Source organism: Thiomonas sp. SCN 64-16 (assembly GCF_001725585.1).
In the GTDB taxonomy this organism is placed as follows: Bacteria; Pseudomonadota; Gammaproteobacteria; order Burkholderiales; family Burkholderiaceae_C; genus Thiomonas; species Thiomonas arsenitoxydans.
In genome coordinates this window covers 14,665-34,042 of record NZ_MEGQ01000020.1, presented here as the reverse complement: position 1 = coordinate 34,042, position 19,378 = coordinate 14,665, and the positions used below count along the sequence as shown (strand labels likewise).

The 19,378-nt window shown below is 65.2% G+C and carries 21 protein-coding genes; 10 read left to right on the top strand and 11 right to left on the bottom strand.

What is annotated here, in order from left to right:
- Nucleotides 1–63 precede the first annotated feature (63 nt).
- The 9 genes from ABT24_RS07100 to ABT24_RS07060 are packed head-to-tail and all read right to left on the bottom strand — an operon-like array spanning nucleotide 64 to nucleotide 8,228.
- On the bottom strand, nucleotides 64–831 hold the full coding sequence (locus ABT24_RS07100; protein WP_276730348.1) for an SDR family NAD(P)-dependent oxidoreductase: 768 nt from the start codon (nucleotides 829–831) through the stop codon (nucleotides 64–66).
- Nucleotides 831–1,409, bottom strand: coding sequence for a DUF3833 domain-containing protein (locus ABT24_RS07095; protein WP_276730352.1), 579 nt, complete (start codon nucleotides 1,407–1,409; stop codon nucleotides 831–833). The genes ABT24_RS07100 and ABT24_RS07095 overlap by 1 nt, the downstream gene beginning before the upstream one ends.
- Before the next feature lie 15 nt (nucleotides 1,410–1,424).
- On the bottom strand, nucleotides 1,425–2,765 hold the full coding sequence (locus ABT24_RS07090; RefSeq protein ID WP_276730354.1) for an MFS transporter: 1,341 nt from the start codon (nucleotides 2,763–2,765) through the stop codon (nucleotides 1,425–1,427).
- Nucleotides 2,762–3,373 (bottom strand): chalcone isomerase family protein, encoded by a 612-nt coding sequence (locus ABT24_RS07085; protein ID WP_276730355.1) that lies wholly within the window; start codon nucleotides 3,371–3,373, stop codon nucleotides 2,762–2,764. Before ABT24_RS07085 ends, ABT24_RS07090 begins: the two co-directional genes overlap by 4 nt.
- On the bottom strand, nucleotides 3,357–4,628 hold the full coding sequence (locus ABT24_RS07080) for an SAM-dependent methyltransferase (protein WP_286737591.1): 1,272 nt from the start codon (nucleotides 4,626–4,628) through the stop codon (nucleotides 3,357–3,359). The genes ABT24_RS07085 and ABT24_RS07080 overlap by 17 nt, the downstream gene beginning before the upstream one ends.
- The gene (locus ABT24_RS07075) at nucleotides 4,625–5,443 is read right to left on the bottom strand and encodes a DUF1365 domain-containing protein (RefSeq protein WP_276730363.1); all 819 of its coding nucleotides are present in this window, start codon (nucleotides 5,441–5,443) and stop codon (nucleotides 4,625–4,627) included. Before ABT24_RS07075 ends, ABT24_RS07080 begins: the two co-directional genes overlap by 4 nt.
- Nucleotides 5,440–6,744, bottom strand: a complete 1,305-nt coding sequence (locus tag ABT24_RS07070; protein WP_276730366.1) for an NAD(P)/FAD-dependent oxidoreductase — start codon at nucleotides 6,742–6,744, stop codon at nucleotides 5,440–5,442. Before ABT24_RS07070 ends, ABT24_RS07075 begins: the two co-directional genes overlap by 4 nt.
- A 21-nt stretch (nucleotides 6,745–6,765) precedes the next feature.
- Nucleotides 6,766–7,581, bottom strand: a complete 816-nt coding sequence (folE2, locus tag ABT24_RS07065; protein WP_276730369.1) for a GTP cyclohydrolase FolE2 — start codon at nucleotides 7,579–7,581, stop codon at nucleotides 6,766–6,768.
- 41 nt (nucleotides 7,582–7,622) lie between these two features.
- On the bottom strand, nucleotides 7,623–8,228 hold the full coding sequence (locus ABT24_RS07060) for a glutathione peroxidase (protein ID WP_276730373.1): 606 nt from the start codon (nucleotides 8,226–8,228) through the stop codon (nucleotides 7,623–7,625).
- 248 nt (nucleotides 8,229–8,476) lie between these two features.
- Between ABT24_RS07060 and ABT24_RS07055 the strand changes: the two genes are divergently transcribed.
- Entirely contained in the window at nucleotides 8,477–9,454 is a 978-nt protein-coding gene (locus ABT24_RS07055; protein ID WP_276730376.1) for a MerR family transcriptional regulator, read from the top strand.
- Nucleotides 9,455–9,462: 8 nt separating this feature from the next.
- On the opposite strand, the gene ABT24_RS07050 is transcribed toward ABT24_RS07055, so the two are convergent.
- Nucleotides 9,463–10,887 carry a chloride channel protein gene (locus tag ABT24_RS07050; protein ID WP_276730378.1) on the bottom strand — a complete coding sequence of 475 codons (1,425 nt, stop codon included), beginning with the start codon at nucleotides 10,885–10,887 and terminating at the stop codon, nucleotides 9,463–9,465.
- Nucleotides 10,888–11,051: 164 nt separating this feature from the next.
- On the opposite strand from ABT24_RS07050, the gene rfaE2 reads away from it, so the two are divergent.
- From rfaE2 to ABT24_RS07005, 9 genes are all read left to right on the top strand, one after another.
- Complete coding sequence (rfaE2, locus tag ABT24_RS07045; RefSeq protein ID WP_276730381.1) at nucleotides 11,052–11,528, top strand: D-glycero-beta-D-manno-heptose 1-phosphate adenylyltransferase; 477 nt, start codon at nucleotides 11,052–11,054, stop codon at nucleotides 11,526–11,528.
- Nucleotides 11,525–12,019 (top strand): HAD family hydrolase, encoded by a 495-nt coding sequence (locus ABT24_RS07040; RefSeq protein ID WP_276730384.1) that lies wholly within the window; start codon nucleotides 11,525–11,527, stop codon nucleotides 12,017–12,019. The genes rfaE2 and ABT24_RS07040 overlap by 4 nt, the downstream gene beginning before the upstream one ends.
- Nucleotides 12,020–12,110: 91 nt before the next feature.
- Nucleotides 12,111–12,413 carry an ElaB/YgaM/YqjD family protein gene (locus ABT24_RS07035; RefSeq protein ID WP_013106777.1) on the top strand — a complete coding sequence of 101 codons (303 nt, stop codon included), beginning with the start codon at nucleotides 12,111–12,113 and terminating at the stop codon, nucleotides 12,411–12,413.
- Nucleotides 12,414–12,425: 12 nt separating this feature from the next.
- Nucleotides 12,426–12,821: a phage holin family protein gene (locus ABT24_RS07030; protein WP_276730387.1), complete on the top strand. Its 396-nt coding sequence runs from the start codon at nucleotides 12,426–12,428 to the stop codon at nucleotides 12,819–12,821.
- Between the two features lie 31 nt (nucleotides 12,822–12,852).
- Nucleotides 12,853–13,236 (top strand): hypothetical protein, encoded by a 384-nt coding sequence (locus ABT24_RS07025; RefSeq protein WP_276730391.1) that lies wholly within the window; start codon nucleotides 12,853–12,855, stop codon nucleotides 13,234–13,236.
- A 298-nt stretch (nucleotides 13,237–13,534) separates the two neighbouring features.
- On the top strand, nucleotides 13,535–14,110 hold the full coding sequence (locus ABT24_RS07020) for a hypothetical protein (protein WP_276730394.1): 576 nt from the start codon (nucleotides 13,535–13,537) through the stop codon (nucleotides 14,108–14,110).
- A gap of 88 nt (nucleotides 14,111–14,198) precedes the next feature.
- The gene (locus ABT24_RS07015) at nucleotides 14,199–14,618 is read left to right on the top strand and encodes a hypothetical protein (RefSeq protein WP_276730395.1); all 420 of its coding nucleotides are present in this window, start codon (nucleotides 14,199–14,201) and stop codon (nucleotides 14,616–14,618) included.
- A 9-nt stretch (nucleotides 14,619–14,627) separates the two neighbouring features.
- Complete coding sequence (locus tag ABT24_RS07010) at nucleotides 14,628–17,570, top strand: hypothetical protein (RefSeq protein WP_286737586.1); 2,943 nt, start codon at nucleotides 14,628–14,630, stop codon at nucleotides 17,568–17,570.
- Entirely contained in the window at nucleotides 17,548–18,078 is a 531-nt protein-coding gene (locus ABT24_RS07005) for a hypothetical protein (RefSeq protein WP_276730401.1), read from the top strand. The genes ABT24_RS07010 and ABT24_RS07005 overlap by 23 nt, the downstream gene beginning before the upstream one ends.
- On the opposite strand, the gene ABT24_RS07000 is transcribed toward ABT24_RS07005, so the two are convergent.
- Nucleotides 18,063–19,304, bottom strand: a complete 1,242-nt coding sequence (locus tag ABT24_RS07000) for a carbon-nitrogen hydrolase family protein (protein ID WP_276730404.1) — start codon at nucleotides 19,302–19,304, stop codon at nucleotides 18,063–18,065. The genes ABT24_RS07005 and ABT24_RS07000 overlap by 16 nt on opposite strands.
- Between the last annotated feature and the right edge of the window lie 74 nt (nucleotides 19,305–19,378).

Below are 19,378 nucleotides of genomic sequence, written 5' to 3'. Positions count from 1 at the left end.
CTGAGGTCATGCGTGTTTTCATACAGGCGGGAGCATGGCGGCGGGTCGCGCTCGCCGCTGCGTTCAGAGCCCGGTGAAGCGGCTGACAATGCGGAAATACAGCCCGCGCGGCAGCAGCCGCAGCAGCTTGAGCCACAGGGTGAAGCGGCGCGGAAAGTGGATGTCGAAGCGGCCCGCTTCCAGTCCGGCGAGGATGGCGGCGGCCGCCTGTTCCGGGGTGATGAGGGCGGGCATGGCGAAGGTGTTCTGCGCAGTGAGCGGCGTTTCCACAAAGCCGGGGTTGATGACATGCACACCGATGCCCAGCGGGTGCAGATCGAGGTAAAGCGTTTCGGCGAGATTGATCAGCGCGGCCTTGGTCGGCCCATAGGCCAGCGCCTGCGGCAGCCCGCCAAAGCCGGCCACGCTGCTGACCAGGGCGATATGGCCCGCGCGTTGGGCGTTTAACACCGGCAGCGCGGCATCGAGGGCGTGCAGCGCACCGCGGTAGTTCACATCGTCATGCTGCAAGGCGCTGGCCAGATCGAATTCGGTGGCACGCATAGGGCGGTAGGTGCCGGCGCAGTAGAGCAGCAGATCGAGGCCGCCCCAATCGCGCTGCAGACTTTGCATCGCGGCGCGCAGGGCCTGCGCATCGGTCGCGTCGAGTGGCAGGGGCAGGGCGCCGTCGATCTGCTGCAGAGCCTGCGCATTGCGCGCCGACACCGCCACCCGCGCGCCGCGCTGCAACAGCGCGACGGCGGTGGCGCGGCCGATGCCGGTGGACGCACCGATCACCCAGACGCGCCGTTCCTTCCAGCCCGTGATGCGCGGGTTGAGTGGCATGGTCATCAGGGCTTGTAAAACGACAGGAACACGCTGCCCACCTTGAAGCCGAACTTGGTGATGACCGAATGGTTGAGCAGCACATGATCGTCCATCAAATACATCCAGTCGTCGAACTGCACGTTGTAGACCGTGCCATCCACCGGCAGCGCCAGGGTGTAGTGCCAGTTCAGCGCATTGCCCGCCGCGCGGCCGATGGCCTCGCTGATCACATCGCCCGCGGTGCCGATGTAGCGCTTCTCGCCGTCTTTCTCGGGCAGCTCGCGGATGGTCCAGATGCGCTCCTGCTTGGCGCCATCGTTGTAGACAAAGTGTTCGTCCAGCGTGCCCACGTCGCCCTTCCAGGAGGCGTCGATGGTCACATGAAAGCGCCGCGTCATCTTGCCCGAGCGGTCGAACACAATGCCCACCGCGGTGAGCCGGCCGTTGAAATACTGCTTGAGATCGAACGTGGGCGTCTGACCCCGATAAGCCAGCGGCGTGACGCTGGCGCAGCCCGACAGCAGACTGATGCCCAGCACCGCGGCCAGCAGCCAGCCGCGACGAAATGACATCCAGGAGTGCAAAGCAGATTTGAACGACATGGGAAGACTCTCCATTCAGGAAGCAAACGCGGCCGGGCCTGACCGACCGCGAACAAAAAATTGCCAAAGCAGCCCGGCAGACACGAGCTTGAGCAAAGACGGTAACAGGCAGTACGCCACCACCAGCGGGGGCAGCACACCGGTTTCCAGCGTGCCCGGTCGGTAGCCGAACAGCGCCAGCAGCGGCAAAGCCAGCCCGGCAGCCAGTGCGAGGTTCAGCTTGGTCGCAAAGTTCCACACGCCGAAGTAACTCCCTTCGAGCCGGTTGCCGTGGCCGCCTGCGCGGATCACCCCGGCGAGCAGCGCGGGCGGCATCACCAGATCGGGCCCGAGCGCCGCGCCCGACAGCACCACCACCAGCGCATAGCCCCAGCGATCGCCCGGCTGCAGCAGCGCCGCCCAGACGAAAGCCGCTACCGCCAGCCCCATGCCCAGCAGCCAGCAGCGCGCCGCGCCCCAGCGCCGCACCGCGCGCAGCCAGATCGGCACCAGCAGCCCGGCCGCGGCGAAATAGGCGAACAGATACGCGCCCGACAGCGCCGCCGCATCGAGCCGGTCGCGGATGAAAAACAGCACCAGCGTGGCCGGAATGGCGGCGGCGATGCCGCTGGTGACGAACACTGCGAGCAGGGCCACGAAGCGCCGGTTGTGCAGCGGCGCCAGCAGGGTGCGCCAATGCAGTTTGGCGTGGGCGACGGCATGGTGGGGCGCGGGGTCAGGCGCGCGCCGCAGCAGCGCCAGGCTGAGGATCAGGGCGACGGCGAAGACCGCGACCAGCGCAGTCGCGCCACCGAGCTGCGGCACGACGGCCGCGAGCAGTACCCCGGCCAAGCCCAGCCCTTCGCGCCAGGCCACGGTGCGGGCGAGCTGTGCCTCGTCGGCGCCCAGGGTGGCGCCCCAGGCCTGATGCACGATGGACGCGGCGCTGAACCCCAGATAGGTCAGCAGCAGCGCCGCGATGAACAGCAGGGTGAAGCGCCATTCGCCCGCAGCAAAGGGAAGCAGCGCGGGCAGCGCGAACAATGCGGCAAACCCCGCGAACATCAGCGCGCAGGCCGCGAGCAGCGCAGGTTTGGCCCATCCGCGCCGCAGCAGATGATCGGCCAGCCGCCCCAGCCAGGGGTCGAACAGCGCGTCGGTAAAACGGGTGAGCAGCAGTACGCCGCCGAGATAGCCCAGCGGCACCGCATAACGCGTGGCGTAATGCTCCGGCAGATAGACGTAAAGCGGCAGGGCGACGAAGGCAAACGCCAGACTGGGCGCGCCGTAGCGCAACAACGCCAGGGCGTGCAGCGGCGCGGCGGCGGGCGTGAGTGCAGCCGCTGCGGCGGGTAAGACGGCGGGCGGCGCGTTCATGGCCGAGTGGACTGTTCGCCCAGATTGGCCAACAGATCGCGGCGCAGCCCGGGGGCGGGGGTTTGCGGCGACAGCCAGATGGAGAAAAACGCACGGGCGAAGGCCACGCCTTTTTCGGCGCCGCGCAACGCGCCGTTGAAGTAAAAGCGGGTCTGCGCAGGCAGGGCGCCCGCGGGGGTGAACACGCCGGTGAGGGTGTCGCCGTCGGTCACGTCGGGAAAAAGCCGTTGCATGGCTTGCAGCCAGGCGGCGCGTTGCTGCGGCGTGCCTTCACCGAGTTTGCGCATCTCCTCCTCGGAGCGCGCCGCGATGTCGGCGCCCTTGAGGCTGCGGGCGTAGCGCAATTGCAGGGCGAAGGGCGTCTCGCCCAGTTCAGCGCCCAAGCCTTGCGGGCCGACCCAGAGCGTGGCGTGATAGACCAGAAAACCGAAGTAGCGAAAGTCGCCGCTGCCCGCGCGCCGGGCCTGCGAAATCGCGGCGCTGACTTCACTTGGAACGCCCGCAGACGCTTGTGCCCGCGCACGCAGGGGCAGCGCCGAGGCGGCTACGGCCAGCAACACCGCACGGCGTGACAGCCCGTGCAAGTTGGTTTCAGTGCGTGCGGGCATGGCGCAAGGTGAACTGCCATACGTTGGTTGAGCCCTGGCTGAAACCCGCCTCGCAGTAGGCGAGATAGAAGGTCCACAGCCGTAGGAAGCGGTCGTCGAAACCCTGGGCCTTCACCGCTTCGAGCTGGGCGGTGAAGCGTTCGCGCCATAGCGCCAGGGTGTGGGCGTAGTCGGCGCCGAAGGCCAGTTCTTCGACGACCTCCAGCCCTGCGGCCTTGGCTTGCGCGATGAAAGCGCGGCGCGAAGGCAGCATGCCTCCGGGGAAGATGTAGCGCTGGATGAAGTTGGTACCGCGCCGGTAGTCGTCGAACAGATCGTCGGCGATGGTGATGGTCTGGATGCAGGCGCGCGCGCCGGGTTTGAGTTGACGCGCCACGGTGCGGAAAAAGCCGGGCCAGTAAGCCTCGCCCACGGCCTCGAACATTTCGATGGAGGCGATGCCGTCATAGCCGTCTGGCGGGGCGATGCGGTCGAGATCGCGGTAGTCGCACAGTTCAAGCCGGGGCTGCGGCGAGGCCTGGGCGAGCCGGGCGCGGGCGTAGGCCAGCTGCTCGGCGGACAGGGTGATGCCGTCGAGGCGCAGCCCGCGCTGCGCACCGACTTCGGCCAAGCCGCCCCAGCCGCAGCCGATTTCCAGCACCCGCGCGCCCGGCTGGAGTTGCAGTTGGTCGAGCACGCGGGCGTACTTGGCGGCCTGCGCCTGTTCCAGCGTCTGCGCGGGGTCGCCGTTGAACAGGGCGCTGGAGTAGGTCATGCTCGGGTCGAGCCAGAGCTGATAGAAGGCGTTGCCGATGTCGTAATGCGCGTGGATGTTGTCGCGGCTTCCGGCGCGGCTGTTGCGGCGCAGAAGATGGCGGATGCGGTCGGGCAGCCGACCCAACAGGCTGCCATGCAGCGCGCGGGCGATGATCTCGCGGTTGGCCACCAGCAGCTTGAGCAGCGCGGGCAGATCGGGCGTGTCCCAGGCGCGGCGCATCCAGGCTTCGGCAAAGGCAATGTCGCCGCGCTTGAGGACTTCGCCCATGACGGCCCAGTCGTGCAGCGCGACTTCGGCATGCGGGCCGTTGTCGTCTTGGCCGAAGTGCCGCCAGACGCCATCCGGGCCGTGAAAATCGAGGCGGCCAATCTGCAGGCGTTCCAGCAGCCGCAGCACGCCGCGCGCGGCCAGCGGGGGTTTGCGCGGCTTGTGGGCTTGCCCTGCGGCGAGGGTCGGGTCGAGAGAGAGCGGTGACAGGCTGCGGTCGCTGGCGTTCATGATCGGCTCGCGAAATGGTCAGGAGGAAGGGGCTTGGAATGAAACGGCACGCGTTTGCGCCAGAGCTTGAAGGCTTGCCAGTGGATGCGCGCAATGACGCCGAAGCTGTGCATGGGGTGACGCAGCAGGGCCATGCGGGCGCGGGCGGCGGTGAGCGGCTGCAGGACGCCGCTGATGCTGGTTTCGATCAGCGGGCCCTGGGCGTCGTCATGGTCGATGCGCAGAAGCATGCGGTCGGTGCCCGCGCCCGTGCTACGCATGAATCGGAAGCGGTAGCCGCCCTCCACGGTGCAGAACGGCGAGACGTGGAACACCTTGCTGGCGCGATATTCGGCGCCCCATTGCAGGCTGCGCTCGCCCGCCGGTGGGGTGAGGATGTAGCAGTGCCGTTCGCCGAAGGTGTTGTTGACCTCGGCCACGGCGCAGCGCAGGCTGCCGTCGGCGCGTTCGCACAGCCACAGGCTCACCGGCTTGAACACATAGCCCCAGATGCGCGGAAAGGTCTGCAGCCAGATTTCGCCATCGGCGTCGAGGATGTCTTGCGTTGCAAGCAGGTCTTGCAGCCAGGCCAGGCTGTCGCTGCCGCCGTCGCCGTGGTCGGTATCGAAAAAGCTCATCGCGCCAAAGCGGTTGCGGGCGATGGGCAGCAGCGCCGGGTCGCGCGCCAGACTGCGCATGGGCAACAGCAGAAACATGGCTCGGTAGCTGAACGCATGCACCGCCGGGCGCAGGCGGCGGTGGCGTACCGGGCCGCTGCCGATGAGCGGCTGGTGCGGGTGGGGCGATGCAGCGGTAGACATGGCGCTGGCTTTCATGCGGCCAGAGCGCGGTCGGCGGGCTGCGCGTCCACATGGGTCAGCAGGGCTTGCGCCGCGGCGTAGCCCGATTTCAGACCATCTTCATGAAAGCCGTAGCCGCACCAGGCCCCGCAGAAGTAGCTGTGCCGCTGGCCTTGCAGTTCGGGCACGCGCTGTTGGGCGTCGATCGCCGCTTGGTCGAAGATCGGATGGGCGTAGCTGATCTCGCGCAGCACGGTGTGCTCGGCGGGCTCGCGCAGCGGGTTGAGCGACACCACGATGGGGCGTTGCGTGGGCAGGGGCTGCAGCTTGTTGAGCAGGTAGTGCAGGCAGACGGTGGGCTGTTCGGTGCGGGCGTCTACCGTGCTTTCGTAATTCCACGCGGCCCAGGCCTGGCGCGCCTGTGGCAACAAGCGGGTGTCGGTGTGCAGTAGCGCACGGTTGGGTTGGTAGCGGATGGCCCCGAGCACTTCGCGCTCGGCCGGGCTGGGGGAGTCGATCAGCGCGAGGGCCTGATCGCTGTGGCAGGCGAAGATCACTTCGTCGAACCAAATGGCGCCGCCTGTCGTGTGCAGTTCAACCCCGTTGTCATGCCGCACCACCCGCTGCACGGGAGTGCGCAGACGCGCGTCGGGCAGTTGGGCGAGCATTTTCTGCACATACTGCCGCGCGCCGCCGCGCACGGTGAACCATTGCGGCCGGTTGTTGACCTGCAGCAGGCCGTGGTTGTCGCAGAAGCGCACCAGCGTGGCCAGCGGAAAGTCGAGCATCTGCCCCGGTGGGCACGACCAGATGCAGGCGGTCATCGGCAGCAGATACCAGTGCAGAAACGAATCGCTATAGCCTTCGCGACGCAGGTAGTCGCCCACGGTCTGGTTGAGGTCGAGCTCGGCATCGGGTTTGCGCGCCAGCGCCGTGGCCTCGCGGTTGAAACGCAGGATGTCGCGCAGCATCCGCCAGAAGGACGGTCGGGTCAGGTTGCGGCGCTGGGCGAAAACCGTGTTCAGGTTGGAGCCGCTCCATTCCAGCGTGTTGCCGTCGGGCAGCGGGGTCTGCACCGAGAACGACATGTCGGAGGTCGCCAGCGGCACGTCCAGCTCGGCGAACAGCGCCTGCAGCTTGGGATAGGTGAGCTCGTTGAGCACCAGAAAACCCGTGTCCACGGCGAAAGGCACTTCGCCGGGCAGATCGACATCCACCGTGTGGGTGTGGCCGCCAAAGTGCGAACCGGCCTCGAACAGCGTGATCTGCGCCCGATGGCGCAAGGCCCACGCCGCCCCGAGGCCTGAGATTCCCGTTCCAATGATGGCTATGCGCATGGTTTTGGCTCCCTGGCCGCGTTAGGTTTTGCGGCCTTCTACCAAGGCATACGCCGAATGGTTGTGGATGGATTCAAAATTCTCCGATTCCACGGTGTAGGCGGCCACGCGCTCATCGCGCTCCAGCGCCACGGCGACATCGCGCACCAGGTCTTCGACGAACTTGGGATGGTCGTAGGCGCGCTCGGTGACGTACTTTTCGTCGGGACGCTTGAGCAGGCCCCAGAGTTCGCACGAGGCCGCCGTCTCGGCGATGCGAATCTGCTCGTCCAGCCCCATTTCACCGCGCAGCGTGGCGCCGATGGTGACATGCGAGCGCTGGTTGTGCGCGCCGTAATTGGAGATTTCCTTGGAGCAGGGGCACAGGCTGGTGACCGGCACCTGCACCCTCTGCGTGAGCGTCAGCGCGCCCGCCTTTTGCGCCGCGTGCAGGGTGACTTCGTAATCCATCAGGCTCTCCACGCCCGACACCGGCGCGGTCTTGCGGGCAAAGTAGGTGAACTGCGCGGTGATGGCGCCTTCGCTGGCCTGTAGGCGAGTCAGCATGTGCTGCAGCAACACGCCGAGTTGCTGGGCGTCCAGCGGCTCGCGATGCGCTTCGAGCATTTCGATGAAGCGCGACATATGCGTGCCCTTCACTTCGGGCGGCAGCGCCACCGTCATCTCGAAGGTGCCCACGCTGGGCTGCACGCCCTGCGCTGAGCGAATCTGTACGGGATAGCGCACACCGCGCACACCCACTTGCTGAATGGAGATATTGCGGCGGTCAGGCGTGGCCTGCACATCGGGCAGGGTGGCTGCGGCAGCCTGGGCAAACAGTTTTTCCGGGGCGTTCATGGCGGGCCTTTCTGTGGCGGTGGCGGGGGAGGAGAAATAACTCAGGGCTTCTGCGCGAGCAGAGTCTTGATCTTGGCAACAAAGTCTTTGTTGTCTGGCGAGACCAGGCTGGGATAGACGCCCACGACCTTGCCGTCGCGGCCGATCAGGTATTTGTAAAAGTTCCACTTGGGCTGATCGCCGGTGGCGAGGATGAGCTGTTCGAACAGCGCGTTCGGCTTGGGCTCAGTGACGTGCGAGGGCGCGAACATCGGGAATTGCACGTTGTAGGTGTCCTTGCAGAACGCGGCGATCTTGGCGTTGTTATCCATTTCCTGATGGAAATCGTTGGACGGAAAGCCCAGCACCACCAGGCCCTGCTTGCCGTACTCGCGGTACAGCGCCTCCAGCCCCTTGTATTGCGGGGTGAAGCCGCAATAGCTGGCCGTGTTGACCACGAGGATGACTTTGCCCGCGTATTGGCAAAGGCTTTCGGGCTTGTCGTCTTGAAGGCGGGGGAAGGTCTGGTTGAGCAGGGCAGGGCAGGTGGCCGACGCTGCGGGCGCCGACTGAGCTGCGGACGCGGACGGGCTGAACAGCTGGGCGCCAAGCGCGAGCAGCGCGGCTGTTGCGAAGCGAGAGATCGGGTTAAGCATAGTGCGGTGCATGGACAACTCCTGTAGACGGGTGGGTGTTTGTCTAGGACAATGATGCTTGAGTTCAACTTCGACACCAAGTATTTTCAAATTTGTCCTAGACATAAGTAGGGTTATCAGTCTGGGGTCAGACGGCTTACCATACTGTTACGCTGAGAAAGCGCTAATGGATTCAACCTTGGATCCAACTTCTCTACCTACTGCTGGACAAGCAAAGAAATGCAAATCGAAATGCTTTGTCCAAGACGACGATCTTTCCGATGAATGACCGCACCGTGAATACCGCCTTGCAACTCAGCATTGCCGCCGTCGAGCGCGACACCGGCATCGGCAAGGACACGCTGCGGGTCTGGGAGCGGCGCTACGGTTTTCCTCAGCCCCACCGAGATGCGTCGGGCGACCGGCTCTATCCGCTCGATCAGGTCGAGCGCCTGCGGGTCATCAAGCGTTTGCTCGACGGCGGGCACCGTCCCGCGCAGGTTGTGGCACTGCCGATCGACGAACTCGATGCCTTGGCGCGCGGCCGCAGCTCGGCCGAGATTTCGCCCGATGCCGCCGCTGCGTCGGCAAGCGAGCAAATGCCGACGGAAAGCGCCGAAGTGCACGCCTACCTCGCGCTGCTCAAACGGCACGATGCCGAACTGTTGCGGCGTGCGCTGCTGCAAGACGCGATGCGCATGGGCATCAGCCGATTTGTCACTGAAGTGGTCGCTCCGCTCAATTCCGGCGTGGGGCAGGCGTGGATGCGAGGCGAACTGGAGGTGTTTGAAGAGCACCTGTATTCCGAGGTCATTCAGCGCGTGCTGCGCACCGCCATCGACGCCATTCCGCTGGGTGAAGCGGCGCAGTCGCGTCCCAAAGTGTTGATGACCACCGTGCCGCAGGAGCCGCATGTGCTGGGTCTGCTCATGGCCGAAGCCATGCTGGCGCTGGAGGGTTGCCGCTGCGTTCAGCTCGGCGCGCAACTGCCGCTGGGCAATATGCTCATGGCCGCTCAGGCGCACGCGGCCGATGTGCTGGTGCTGAGTTTCTCTTCCCTGCTGCAGGCCGCGCAGGTGTTCGACGCCCTGGCCGAACTGCGCGACCGTCTGCCGCGTGCCGTCGAGCTGTGGGCGGGCGGCTCCAATCCGGCGCTGCGCAAACGTCTGCCCGAGGGCGTGCGGGTGACCGCGGCTTTAACGGACTTGGCGCATAGCGTTCACGACTGGCGCGAACGGCACCGCGTGAGCGGTTTCTGATCCAAACCCTAATCGCGCGACTGATCGACCTCGCGCGGATTAAGCGGCGGCGGCGCTTCGCTGTCGCCAGCCGACGCTCTGGAGACGGCGTGCTGGCGCCCGGTGATGGCGTCGAACAGCGAGGTACGGCCGCTGGCGCCCTCCTTCAGTCCCAGGGCTTCGGCATACACCGAGCGCTCGCGCAGCAGGCTGCCTATCACCGAGGCCACCACGCAGGCCGGCATGGCGGCCAGCACCACGTTGTAATTGCGCGTGATCTCGAACACCATGATGGCCGACATCGCCGGCGCATGTGTGGTGGCCGCCAGCAGACTGCCCATGCCCACCAGCACCCACAAGGCCTGCGCGTGCGTGGCGTCACCTAGCAGCAGGGTGTGCTGCACCATCAGGCCGATGGCGCCGCCGAGCATCAGCGTGGGCGTGAGCACGCCGCCCGGAATGCCGGCCGCGCTCGCCGCCGTCACCGCAATGATGCGCAGCACGAACACCAACACCAGGGTGGACAGCGCCCAGTGATCGACCAACATGGATTGCACCACGCTGTAGCCATTGCCCCAGACCTCCGGGCGGATCATCGACAGCAGGCCGATGAGCAGGCCCATCAGCCCCATGCGCAGCGGTAGAAAATTGATCAGCGGCTGATAGCGCTTGCGTGCCGTGTCGAGCAGCCACAGGAAGGCGGGCCCGAGCAGCCCGGCGATCACGCCGATGAACACGGCATCGACCAGGTCAGAAAACCCCACCACCGGGATGGCGTGAGACAGGTATAGCGGCCCGGTGGCGAACAGCGCCTGAGTGGTGAGTTCGCCCATCACCGCGGCGACCAGCACGGCTGCGATTTCACGCAGCGCCAGACCGCCCAGAATGATTTCGGCAACGAACAGCGTGCCCGCGATCGGCGCGTGATACGCCCCGGCGAAACCAGCGGCCGCCCCACACGCCACGATGAGCCGACGATGCGCCGCATCCGTCTTGCCGATGCGGCCCAACAAAGACGACACCAGCGCCGCGAACTGGATCATGGTGCCCTCGCGGCCGATGGTGATGCCGCTGCTCACCCCGACCAGAGACGACAGCGTGCGCGTGAGGTTGGGGCCTAGAGGCAACCGACCATCGCCCACTAGCACCGCCTCCATGTATTCCGGCCCGCGCGGACGCTTGATCCAGCGGTGCCCGGCCCACATGATCAAGCCTCCTAGCGTGGCGCCTACTGTGGGGATGACCACCCGCGCCCAGAGCGGCAGCCCCGCGGCGGCGGCCACGAGATGTTCTTGTTCGGTGTAAAGGCGCATGACCGCGTACATGGCCTGGCGGAATCCCTCAACCGCGATCGCAGCGATGAAACCCACCGCAGCGCCGACCAGCGTCATGGGCACCATCGGATCGATGTTCCGCCAAAACAGGCGCAGTCGGCCGAACAATGCGGAGGTCACGGCAACAGACTCACTTTCTCGAAGCGCCCGACATGCAGGTCAATCGATGAATGGATGGAAATAGATTGATCAAAATCATATCGACTTCCGTTTGGCGCAGGCGTGAACAAAAGTGAACGCGCCTGCAGAATCTAGCGGCACGCGCAGCCGCTAAGCTTTGGTCCATGCATTTTCTTGAAAAAATCGTGGCTTCAGAGCACCTTGAAGCGCGGCTGGCCGCCTTGCCGCGGCCGCTGGTGTTTACCAATGGCGTATTCGATATCCTGCACCGGGGTCATGTGGTGTACCTGGCCGCCGCCCGCGCACTGGGGGGCAGCCTGGTGCTGGGGCTGAACTCCGACGCTTCGGTGCGCCTGCTGGGCAAAGGGCCGGAGCGCCCGCTCAACGCGCAGGACGACCGCGCCGCCGTGCTCGCCGCGCTGGAAAGCGTCAGCCTCGTCACGCTGTTCGAAGAGAGCATGCCCTTGAACCTGATCGAGCGCGTGCACCCTGATGTGTATGTCAAAGGCGGCGATTACGACATGGCCACGCTGGCCGAGACCGCGCTGGTGCAGACCTGGGGCGGCCGCTCGGTGGCCATTCCCTTTGTCGAGGGACGTTCGACCACCGCGCTGGTGCAGCGTATCCGGGAGTCGTCATGACGCTTGCCCGCGCTGCTTTGCCCGGGCTGGCCGTTGCCATTCCCGGCGCCGACACGCTGAGTCTGCGCCACCTGCTGATCGACTTCAACGGCACCCTCGCCTGCAACGGCGCGCTGATCGCCGGTGTGGCCGAACGCCTGAGCGCGCTGAGCCGGATCCTGGAGATCGAGGTGCTGACCGGAGACACCTACGGCACGGTCGCGCGGACGCTTGCGGGCCTGCCGGTACGTCACGCCGTCGTGCTCACCGGCGCTGACAAAACCGCTCGCGTGCGCACCCTGCTGGCCGAAGGCGGCGGCGTGGCCGCCCTGGGCAACGGACGCAACGATGTGGACATGCTGCGAGCCGCCACCCTGGGCATCGCCGTGCTCGGGCCGGAATGCACTCATGGGCTCACGCTGGCGGCCGCGCAACTCGTCGCTCCCGACATTCACGCTGCCCTCGACTTGTTTTTGCAGCCCCAGCGCCTGATCGCCGCCTTGCGCCCTTGAGCGATGTGTTTGCAGTGCGTCAACTGCGGCGCTGCATTGCGGGCTAACATGTTTCGCAGCGTTTCACGTTTTTTCCATTCAGGAGTCCACCATGACCAAGTCAGTCCAAGAGATCAAATCCGATGTCGCGCTCGTGATCGACCACGCAGAAGATCTGCTCAAACAGGCTGCAGCCAGCAGTGGCGAGCAAGCCGCTGAACTGCAGCGCCGCGGCATGAAACTGCTGCGTCAAGCCGCCGAGAAAGCGCAAGACCTGCAGGACGCCGTGGTCGAGCGCAGCAAGGCCGCGGCTCAGGCCACCGACGACTATGTGCACGACCACCCCTGGAAGGCCATCGGCATGGCCGCAGCCCTGGGCCTGGCCGTGGGCCTGCTGATCAATCGCAGCCGCTGATTTCGTCAGCTCATGGCCAAAGACGCGCAACCCGGACAGTCCGAAGGCCTGGGCGCGGCCGGTCAGCGTTTGCTCAGCAGCGCGGCTGCGCTATTGCAAAGCCGCATCGAGCTCGCCAGCATCGAGTTGGCCGAAGAGCGCCAGCGCCTGGTGGCGCTGATCGTGCTCGGCGCGGTGGCCATGCTGTTCGGCCTGCTCGCCGTTGGCAGCCTCACCGCGCTGCTCGTCATTCTGTTCTGGGATCGCAGCCATTGGCTGGTGCTGGCTTTGCTCTGCCTGTTCTACATCGCCGTGGCCGCGTATGGTGTCTACCGCATCCGCGCCGCCATCCGGCACGCCCCTGTGCCCTTTGCTGCTACCCGCGCCGAACTGGCCAAAGACGCCGCAGTGTGGCGCTCCCGAGCCTGACCTGCGTTTCCTGCACTGTCGCACCATGGCCATGACTCAGCCTTCAGCCGACTTCACCAAGCAGTTGCCGACCTCGGTACGCAAGCAGCTTTTGGTGGCGCGCATCGCCGTCGAGCGCGTTGAGTTCGTGCAGGCGGCGGAGCAGTTTCGCGAGCGGGCGCAGCCGGCTCGGTTGATCAAGGCCGCTCTCTCCGGCTCGGTGCTTGGTGCGCTCAACCCGGCCAGTTCGGTGCTGGGTCTTTTTCGCTTTACCCGCAGCCACCCCTACGTTGGCTCCATCATGGGCTCCGTCGTCTCGATGCTGCTGCGCAGGCGTCTTTCGCGCTTGCTGCTCGGGCGCCTCCTGAAACTGGGCCTGGCTGGCGGCGCGATCTACGGCATCACGCGGTTTCTGCGCAAAGACCGCGCCGGTTGAAAGTCTCAAAGCGGCTGACCGAAAAACGAAAACGGCCCGGATTGCTCCGGGCCGTTTTTTTGACTTGGTGGGTTGTGACAGGCTCGAACTGTCGACCTACGGATTAAGAGTCCAAAAATCAAGCTTTTTCAAGCTATTGATCTGTCTGATCGACAACAATAAATCTTTTAAATAACAATGGTTTATGGGTGTTTCTTGTAATTCTTCAATGATTCTTTGTAGTTGCTTTTTGGTTCATTGAGTGAACCAAAATCGAACCAGAAATCGAAAAGTCCGACGCGTCTAGCGGGCGCAAGTAGTGGCAAAAAAAGGGGAAAATCTCATTGTAGAGTGTTGTAATCAAGTCACAACACAAAAGAATTTTGGTGCACATAGAAAAACACGCTATAGTGTTCGCATCATGCAAGCGACTAGGCGAGCGGTAGCAAAAACCAAAGGCGACATCAAACGGGATCGCTGGGTGTTTGCCGCGCCTTTGGTTCTGTTGATTGCGGTGCTGTGTGGGTTGCTGGCGCTGTTTTCATGGCAAGCAGCCTCGGGGCATGCTGTCCACGCACCACTGCTTCTTATGTGGACGATACTGGGACTGGCTGGGTTCTTCATGCCAATCCTCACTCTCGTCCAAAAAATCAAGCTGGATTTGATCGCGAAGCTGCGCGCAGCCGCTGCAGTGCTGGAAGGATGGAAAAAAGAGTCCATCGCCGCCGCGCTGAAGGGCTTGCTGCTTGCCCTGCAAGCTGAACTCGCCGCATCTACCGCCATGCAGGAGCGGCGACGCGCGGAGGTCGTTGATTCCTGCGGCGCACCGCATCTCTGCCTTACTCCACGCATCCTGGCCCAGCGCCCTCAAGCCGCCCGCGTCCCGCGCGGGTGACAAAGCAGTTCAAAAGTCAGCCCGCCAAACCCGCGCGGCCGACCAAGCGTCCCTTCCTCCTGGCGAGGCTGCACCCATAGGTGCAGAGATGCAAACTCAGACCAAAAATCAAAAAAACGCAACGCCCGCGCGGGGTGGCCGGCCCGCCGGCAGCCTGGCCCGGATTCCAGTGGGCCACGTCGACATCAAGGGACTGGGCGAACGGCTCGGCCTGTCCCCCGCCTCGATCCCAGCCATGGAGCGCCGCGGCGATCCCATCATCCCACCGCGCTCGCCGCTGGCTGGATTTGGTCAGAAGCGCCGCGCCATTTGGCGCAGCGCAGATGTTGATGCGCACATCGAGGCACTGGCCGCCGCCCGCCCGGCGCGCCCCGCGCCAGTGGAGCCGGTGACCTCGGCCTGGCCGATAAGCCAACTGCAGCCAGCCCCTGCCCCTGCAGCAGCAACGAGCGGACAGCGCCGCCCAGGTCGCCCGCGCGGCAAAGGCAACAGCAGCAAGTACAAGTGAGGACAACCCATGCGCGCCGCACTCGATGTGGCGGGTGTGGCCATTGCCGCGCCCGTCTTGCCGCCCCTGCCAATACCCACCTGCACGCATCAGCAGGGGCAATCCATGGCAACACCAACCAAATCTCAAATCGCGCAGCGCGACGCCGAACTGCAGCCCACGCGCGCCGCCATGTCTGCCGCCATGTTGTCATATTTTGACGCGCATGCGGCGAAGATCGTAGAGGTCGACGCCGTGCGCGAAGCGAACCGCAAGGCGCGCAAGGACGGAGGTAGGGGCGCGCCGATGCCGACGCCACTGCCCCCGATGGGGGTGGCGGCGACAGTCGGACTGGGGAAGAGTCACGGGGTCGCCCCGGTCGCTGAGCGTGCGCACGCCAAGGGCCTGCCATTCGTCATCCTTGTGCCCAACCACAAACTAGCCGAGGAGCACGCCCAGCGCCTCGCGCATCTCGGCGCCGTGGTGTATCAGGGGCGGCGAGAGCCCATCGAAGGGAGGCCCGGCGGAGCGCCGGTCGACCCCGGGGCGCACGCCTGCTATCGCCTGGTTCAAGTCTCCAAAGCGGGCGACCAGAATCACCGGCCGGCGCAGGGTCTGTGCCGCAATTGCCCGAACGGACATGCGGGGGTGTTGCAGTTCGTCAAGCGCGATGAAGCGCGCATCCAGCGCGCTGAGCAGTTCTTCAAGATCGACGGCATCGACCCATCAACGGTGCCGCCGTGTCAGTTTTTGTATAAGGGGTTGCCAGATCAACTGGCTGCGCCGATTCTGGTCGCGCCAGCGCAGGCGTTCTCTGAAGCGATGGCGATGTTGCGCGAGGTTGACCCTGAGACCGGCTTCCTGCTTCGCGAAACCCAGCGGCTGGTGATCATCGATGAGCACATCCCGATGGCGCAAGAAGTTGAAATTGGAGCAGGCGACATCAAGGTCTGGCGCAACCGCATCGACGCCCTAGGCGATCGGCTGGATCGCCAGATCAGCGCGCTGCAAGGTAAGGCCGAGCCGACGCAGGCTGAAGCAGAAGAACTTGCGGGGGCTCTGGCGATGCGCGAACTGATCCCCGAGATCGACGCCACGTTTCGCGACCTGGCATCCAAGATCGGCGGGGACATCCCCTTGGGTGCAGACGCCCAGCGCGTCATCGACCTGCAGAGGAAGGTCGCCAAGGCTGGGGCTTCGAACGCTGGCACAGCCGCGTGGGAGAAGGTCGGGTACATGCGCGACGAGGACGACTTCCTCATCCCGCTGCGCGCACTGGCGACCCTGGCGCGCAACTGCGAGGCTGGATCAACCCGGCAGGAAAAGAGCACCCTCTTCGTCTATGAGACCAGTCCCATCATCGAGTGGGCACGGGACAAAGGCAGCGTGATGTTCCTCGACGCCACCATGGGGCAGAGCATGCGCCTCTTCATCCAATCGCTGGGCGGGCACATCCACGAGGCTGCAGCCAGCCAGAACATGCGCATCGCCCGCATGATCGGGCGCCTCTACTCCAGAGGCGACGTGCAGAAAGCCGACTACCCGATCAAGGCCCGCGCCCGGGTCGAGGAAATCCGTGATCTGATCGCGCCGAAGATGAGCAAGCCTGGCGCCGTCATCACGCACAAGGCTTACCTCAAATACTCACGGGACGCCCACCAGGCCGAGGGCGCCGCCGAGGTCGCCGCGCAGCAATTCGAGGAAGCATCTGGCGTGCCAATCGGTTGGTTCGGCAAACACGATCGGGGGCTGGACTCGTGGGGTGGCAGGAATCTGGCGCTCGTCGGTATGCCGCTGCTGAGCAAGGAATCGATCGCGGGCGCCTATGCCTGCGTGCGTGGCGCCATGATCGACTGCCGCATCCCGATGCCCGATTGGGATCAGGTGATGGACAAGGAAAAGGCCGATGCCGATGGCCCGCCCATGCCCCTCATGCCCGAAGTGCGGGCCTGGCTGCTCGATGAGTATGCCCAGGGTCTCGCGCAAGCGATTGGGCGCAACCGGGCGGTGAACCACCCGCGCGGCTGCGAGCCGCTGCAGGTGACCTTGTGGGGTGGACTGCAGACGCCGGAAATGGACGCCGCGTTGCGCCGCTATGGCGTGACGATTCACGACGTGCGGCGCAACCCGAACAGCGCGCCAGGGCCTAAGGTCGATGCTGGGGCCGCGGACGACGCGATCGCCATGGTGCTCGCGGCTGGCGGCGGCGTGAGTGAGCGCAGCGTGCGCGCCGCGCTGGTCGGCCTTCGGCGCAGCGCGTCCACGGAAGCGATCCGCACGCGCATCCGGGAACTTCGCGCCGCCGGCACAATCCCACCAGCAACTCGCGTGCGCCGGGGCGTCGCCCAACCCACCGAAGCGCCGATGGAATCGGTTGTTGCCGCCCCCGTCAATATCCCTGTAGAAGTTACCGTAATCGAACCCGATGCGGACGCGCTCCAGGTCGAGACCGCTGAGATCGACGAACCCCAAAAGCAGGGGCAAGAAAAGATGGTCGCACAGACCCGCGCCATCCTTGAAACCACCCCCTCGAACGTCGAAACGACTGCGCCGAATTCCTATAAAGACACTAATAGTGGGAACTCGGCGCAGTGCGGTGATGCTGGAGCCGAGCCGCAAAGCCAGACTTTCCTTGCCCCTGCCTTTGCCTTTCCTCTGGACACAGCGAGCGCATCCGCATCGTTGATCCCAACAGACGACGAAATCGCCGACATGCTGCTGCAGGTGGCCGCCGAGATCGAGGCCGATCTGGCGCAAGGCGATGACCCGGACGACGACCCCGATGGCACTGGCCCGCAAAGCCCTGGTGGGGGGCGGACGCAGCGAGAGCGCCCGCCCCAGGGCGAGCGCCACAACACGCCAGCAGCCGCCTTGCGCGCCGCCGGGCAGCCGAATATCCCCTACAACAACCCGAGCGGCGCTGGGTTGCGACGATCAGGCGCCGGATTGCATGGCGCCCAACCCAACCGATAAACGGAACATCGAGATGCACACGCACAATGACCCCGGCGCGGATCAGTACGCTTATCTGGACGCCTACCTGGGAACCGTCTTGGTTGCCGGTGACAACGACATCAAATCGGCCCCTGCGGCCCACGCCGTATGCGCAGGCGATGCCTCAACGACACCCCGCAAGGCTCGCAACGCCACGGTGCGCGACGAAGGGCTGCGTATGATCGGCGAGAAGAAGTGGGTCGATCCAGAGACCGCGAAGGCATGCAAAGAGATGCGCGCCGAGATGATGGAAGCGCGCGAGCCGACGGCGCAGGAGATGGGCTTGTTCTTCTACATGCGCGAGCCGATGCTGAAAGACCCGGCCTACCTGGTCGCCATCTGGGAGCGCGGACGTGAGCAGCCCATCCTTTTCCAACGGCACGACACCATCGCCGCAGCGCTGAGCGCCATGCAGCAGAAGTGGCGCGACAAGCGGCTACAGGAAATGACTGGAGGCAGCAGCGAGGGCTTCTACTCGGAGTGGTGAGCGCTGTTCACCGCCGTCACCACCGCCGCGCCCATGAGCCTCGCCCAGGCCGCCGTCGTAGCCGACGCGATGCGCGGCGCCAGAGCCCCGGCAGGCTCATACCAATAGTTCGATACCCGCAGCACCACGGCAGGCCGCTGCACAAGCGCCTGCAGCCACGGCCAAGCCAAGCCCTGGTCGTAGCAGATCGATGCCCACACGCGCACCCCGGCGATGGTCTGCACCGGCTCCCACCAGTGCGCCGCCGTGTAGGACTTCTCCCCTTCCCACGGCTTCCACATCCCACCCGGCACGGGCACCGGCGAAGCGAACAACACCGCATCGCCGCGCTGCCCAAGCCCCACGACGGCATTCAGATAACTCCCATCCCAATGCCGCCCGCCCAGCACCGATGCGCCCACCAGCCAGACATCACCGGGGCGCATCGCCGCCCGCGCCTGCGCCGTCGTGCCCGGCCCCCAGGTGCCGGCCACGTCCTCGGGCAGCACCATCACAAGCCTTTTCTTTGCCCCTTGCTTGCCTGCCCGCGCGACCGCCTCGGCGGCCTGATCGATCCACTCCTGATTCCGAGTGACCTCGGCCATCACATCATCGGTCTCGCGCCCGACATGCGTGTTCACTCCGATCCAGCCCGCGGGCGGGTCAGGCGGCTCGTAGGCTGCGTTGGCCCAAACCGATGCAGCGGATAGCGCCACGGCGCTCAACATGGCTGCTGTGACGGCATTCAACGATGATGATGGGCGCACCAGCGTTGCGGCTGTCCAGAACGTCGCGGCGCACAGCGCCAGGCCGACGACGCCCCAACCTGGATAAAGCACGCCGGCCATGGCCAGCGGCGATAGCCAACCGAAGAACCCAAACGGTGGCAGCGCCTCGGCGAGCAACACAACCACCACACGCCATCCGCTCGACGCCCACGCCCAGGGCGCGGCCAGCAGCACGCTCGACGCAACCCAAAGCGCAGCGCCGACCCCCAAGCCAGAGCCATAGAAGTGTTGAACCTCCATGGGCAGGCAACGGCTGCCCGCCGCAAAGTAGGCCAAGGCCGCGAGAAATCGCCACAGGGGGGCGTCAGCGAGGGCGACGCCGACGATGAGCAGCACAGAAGCCAGAACCCCGTAGGGGCGATCAGATAACGTCCAGATGACCCCGGCGACTGACGGCAGCAGGATGGCAATATGGCGAGAAGCAGGGGCAATAGAAGATGGTGATGGGCCTGTCTGCATAGCAGCTTCCAAGTGAATATGGACACTCGGATATGCCGACGAGCGGCAGGCTCATTGCTATCAATTTAACTTGA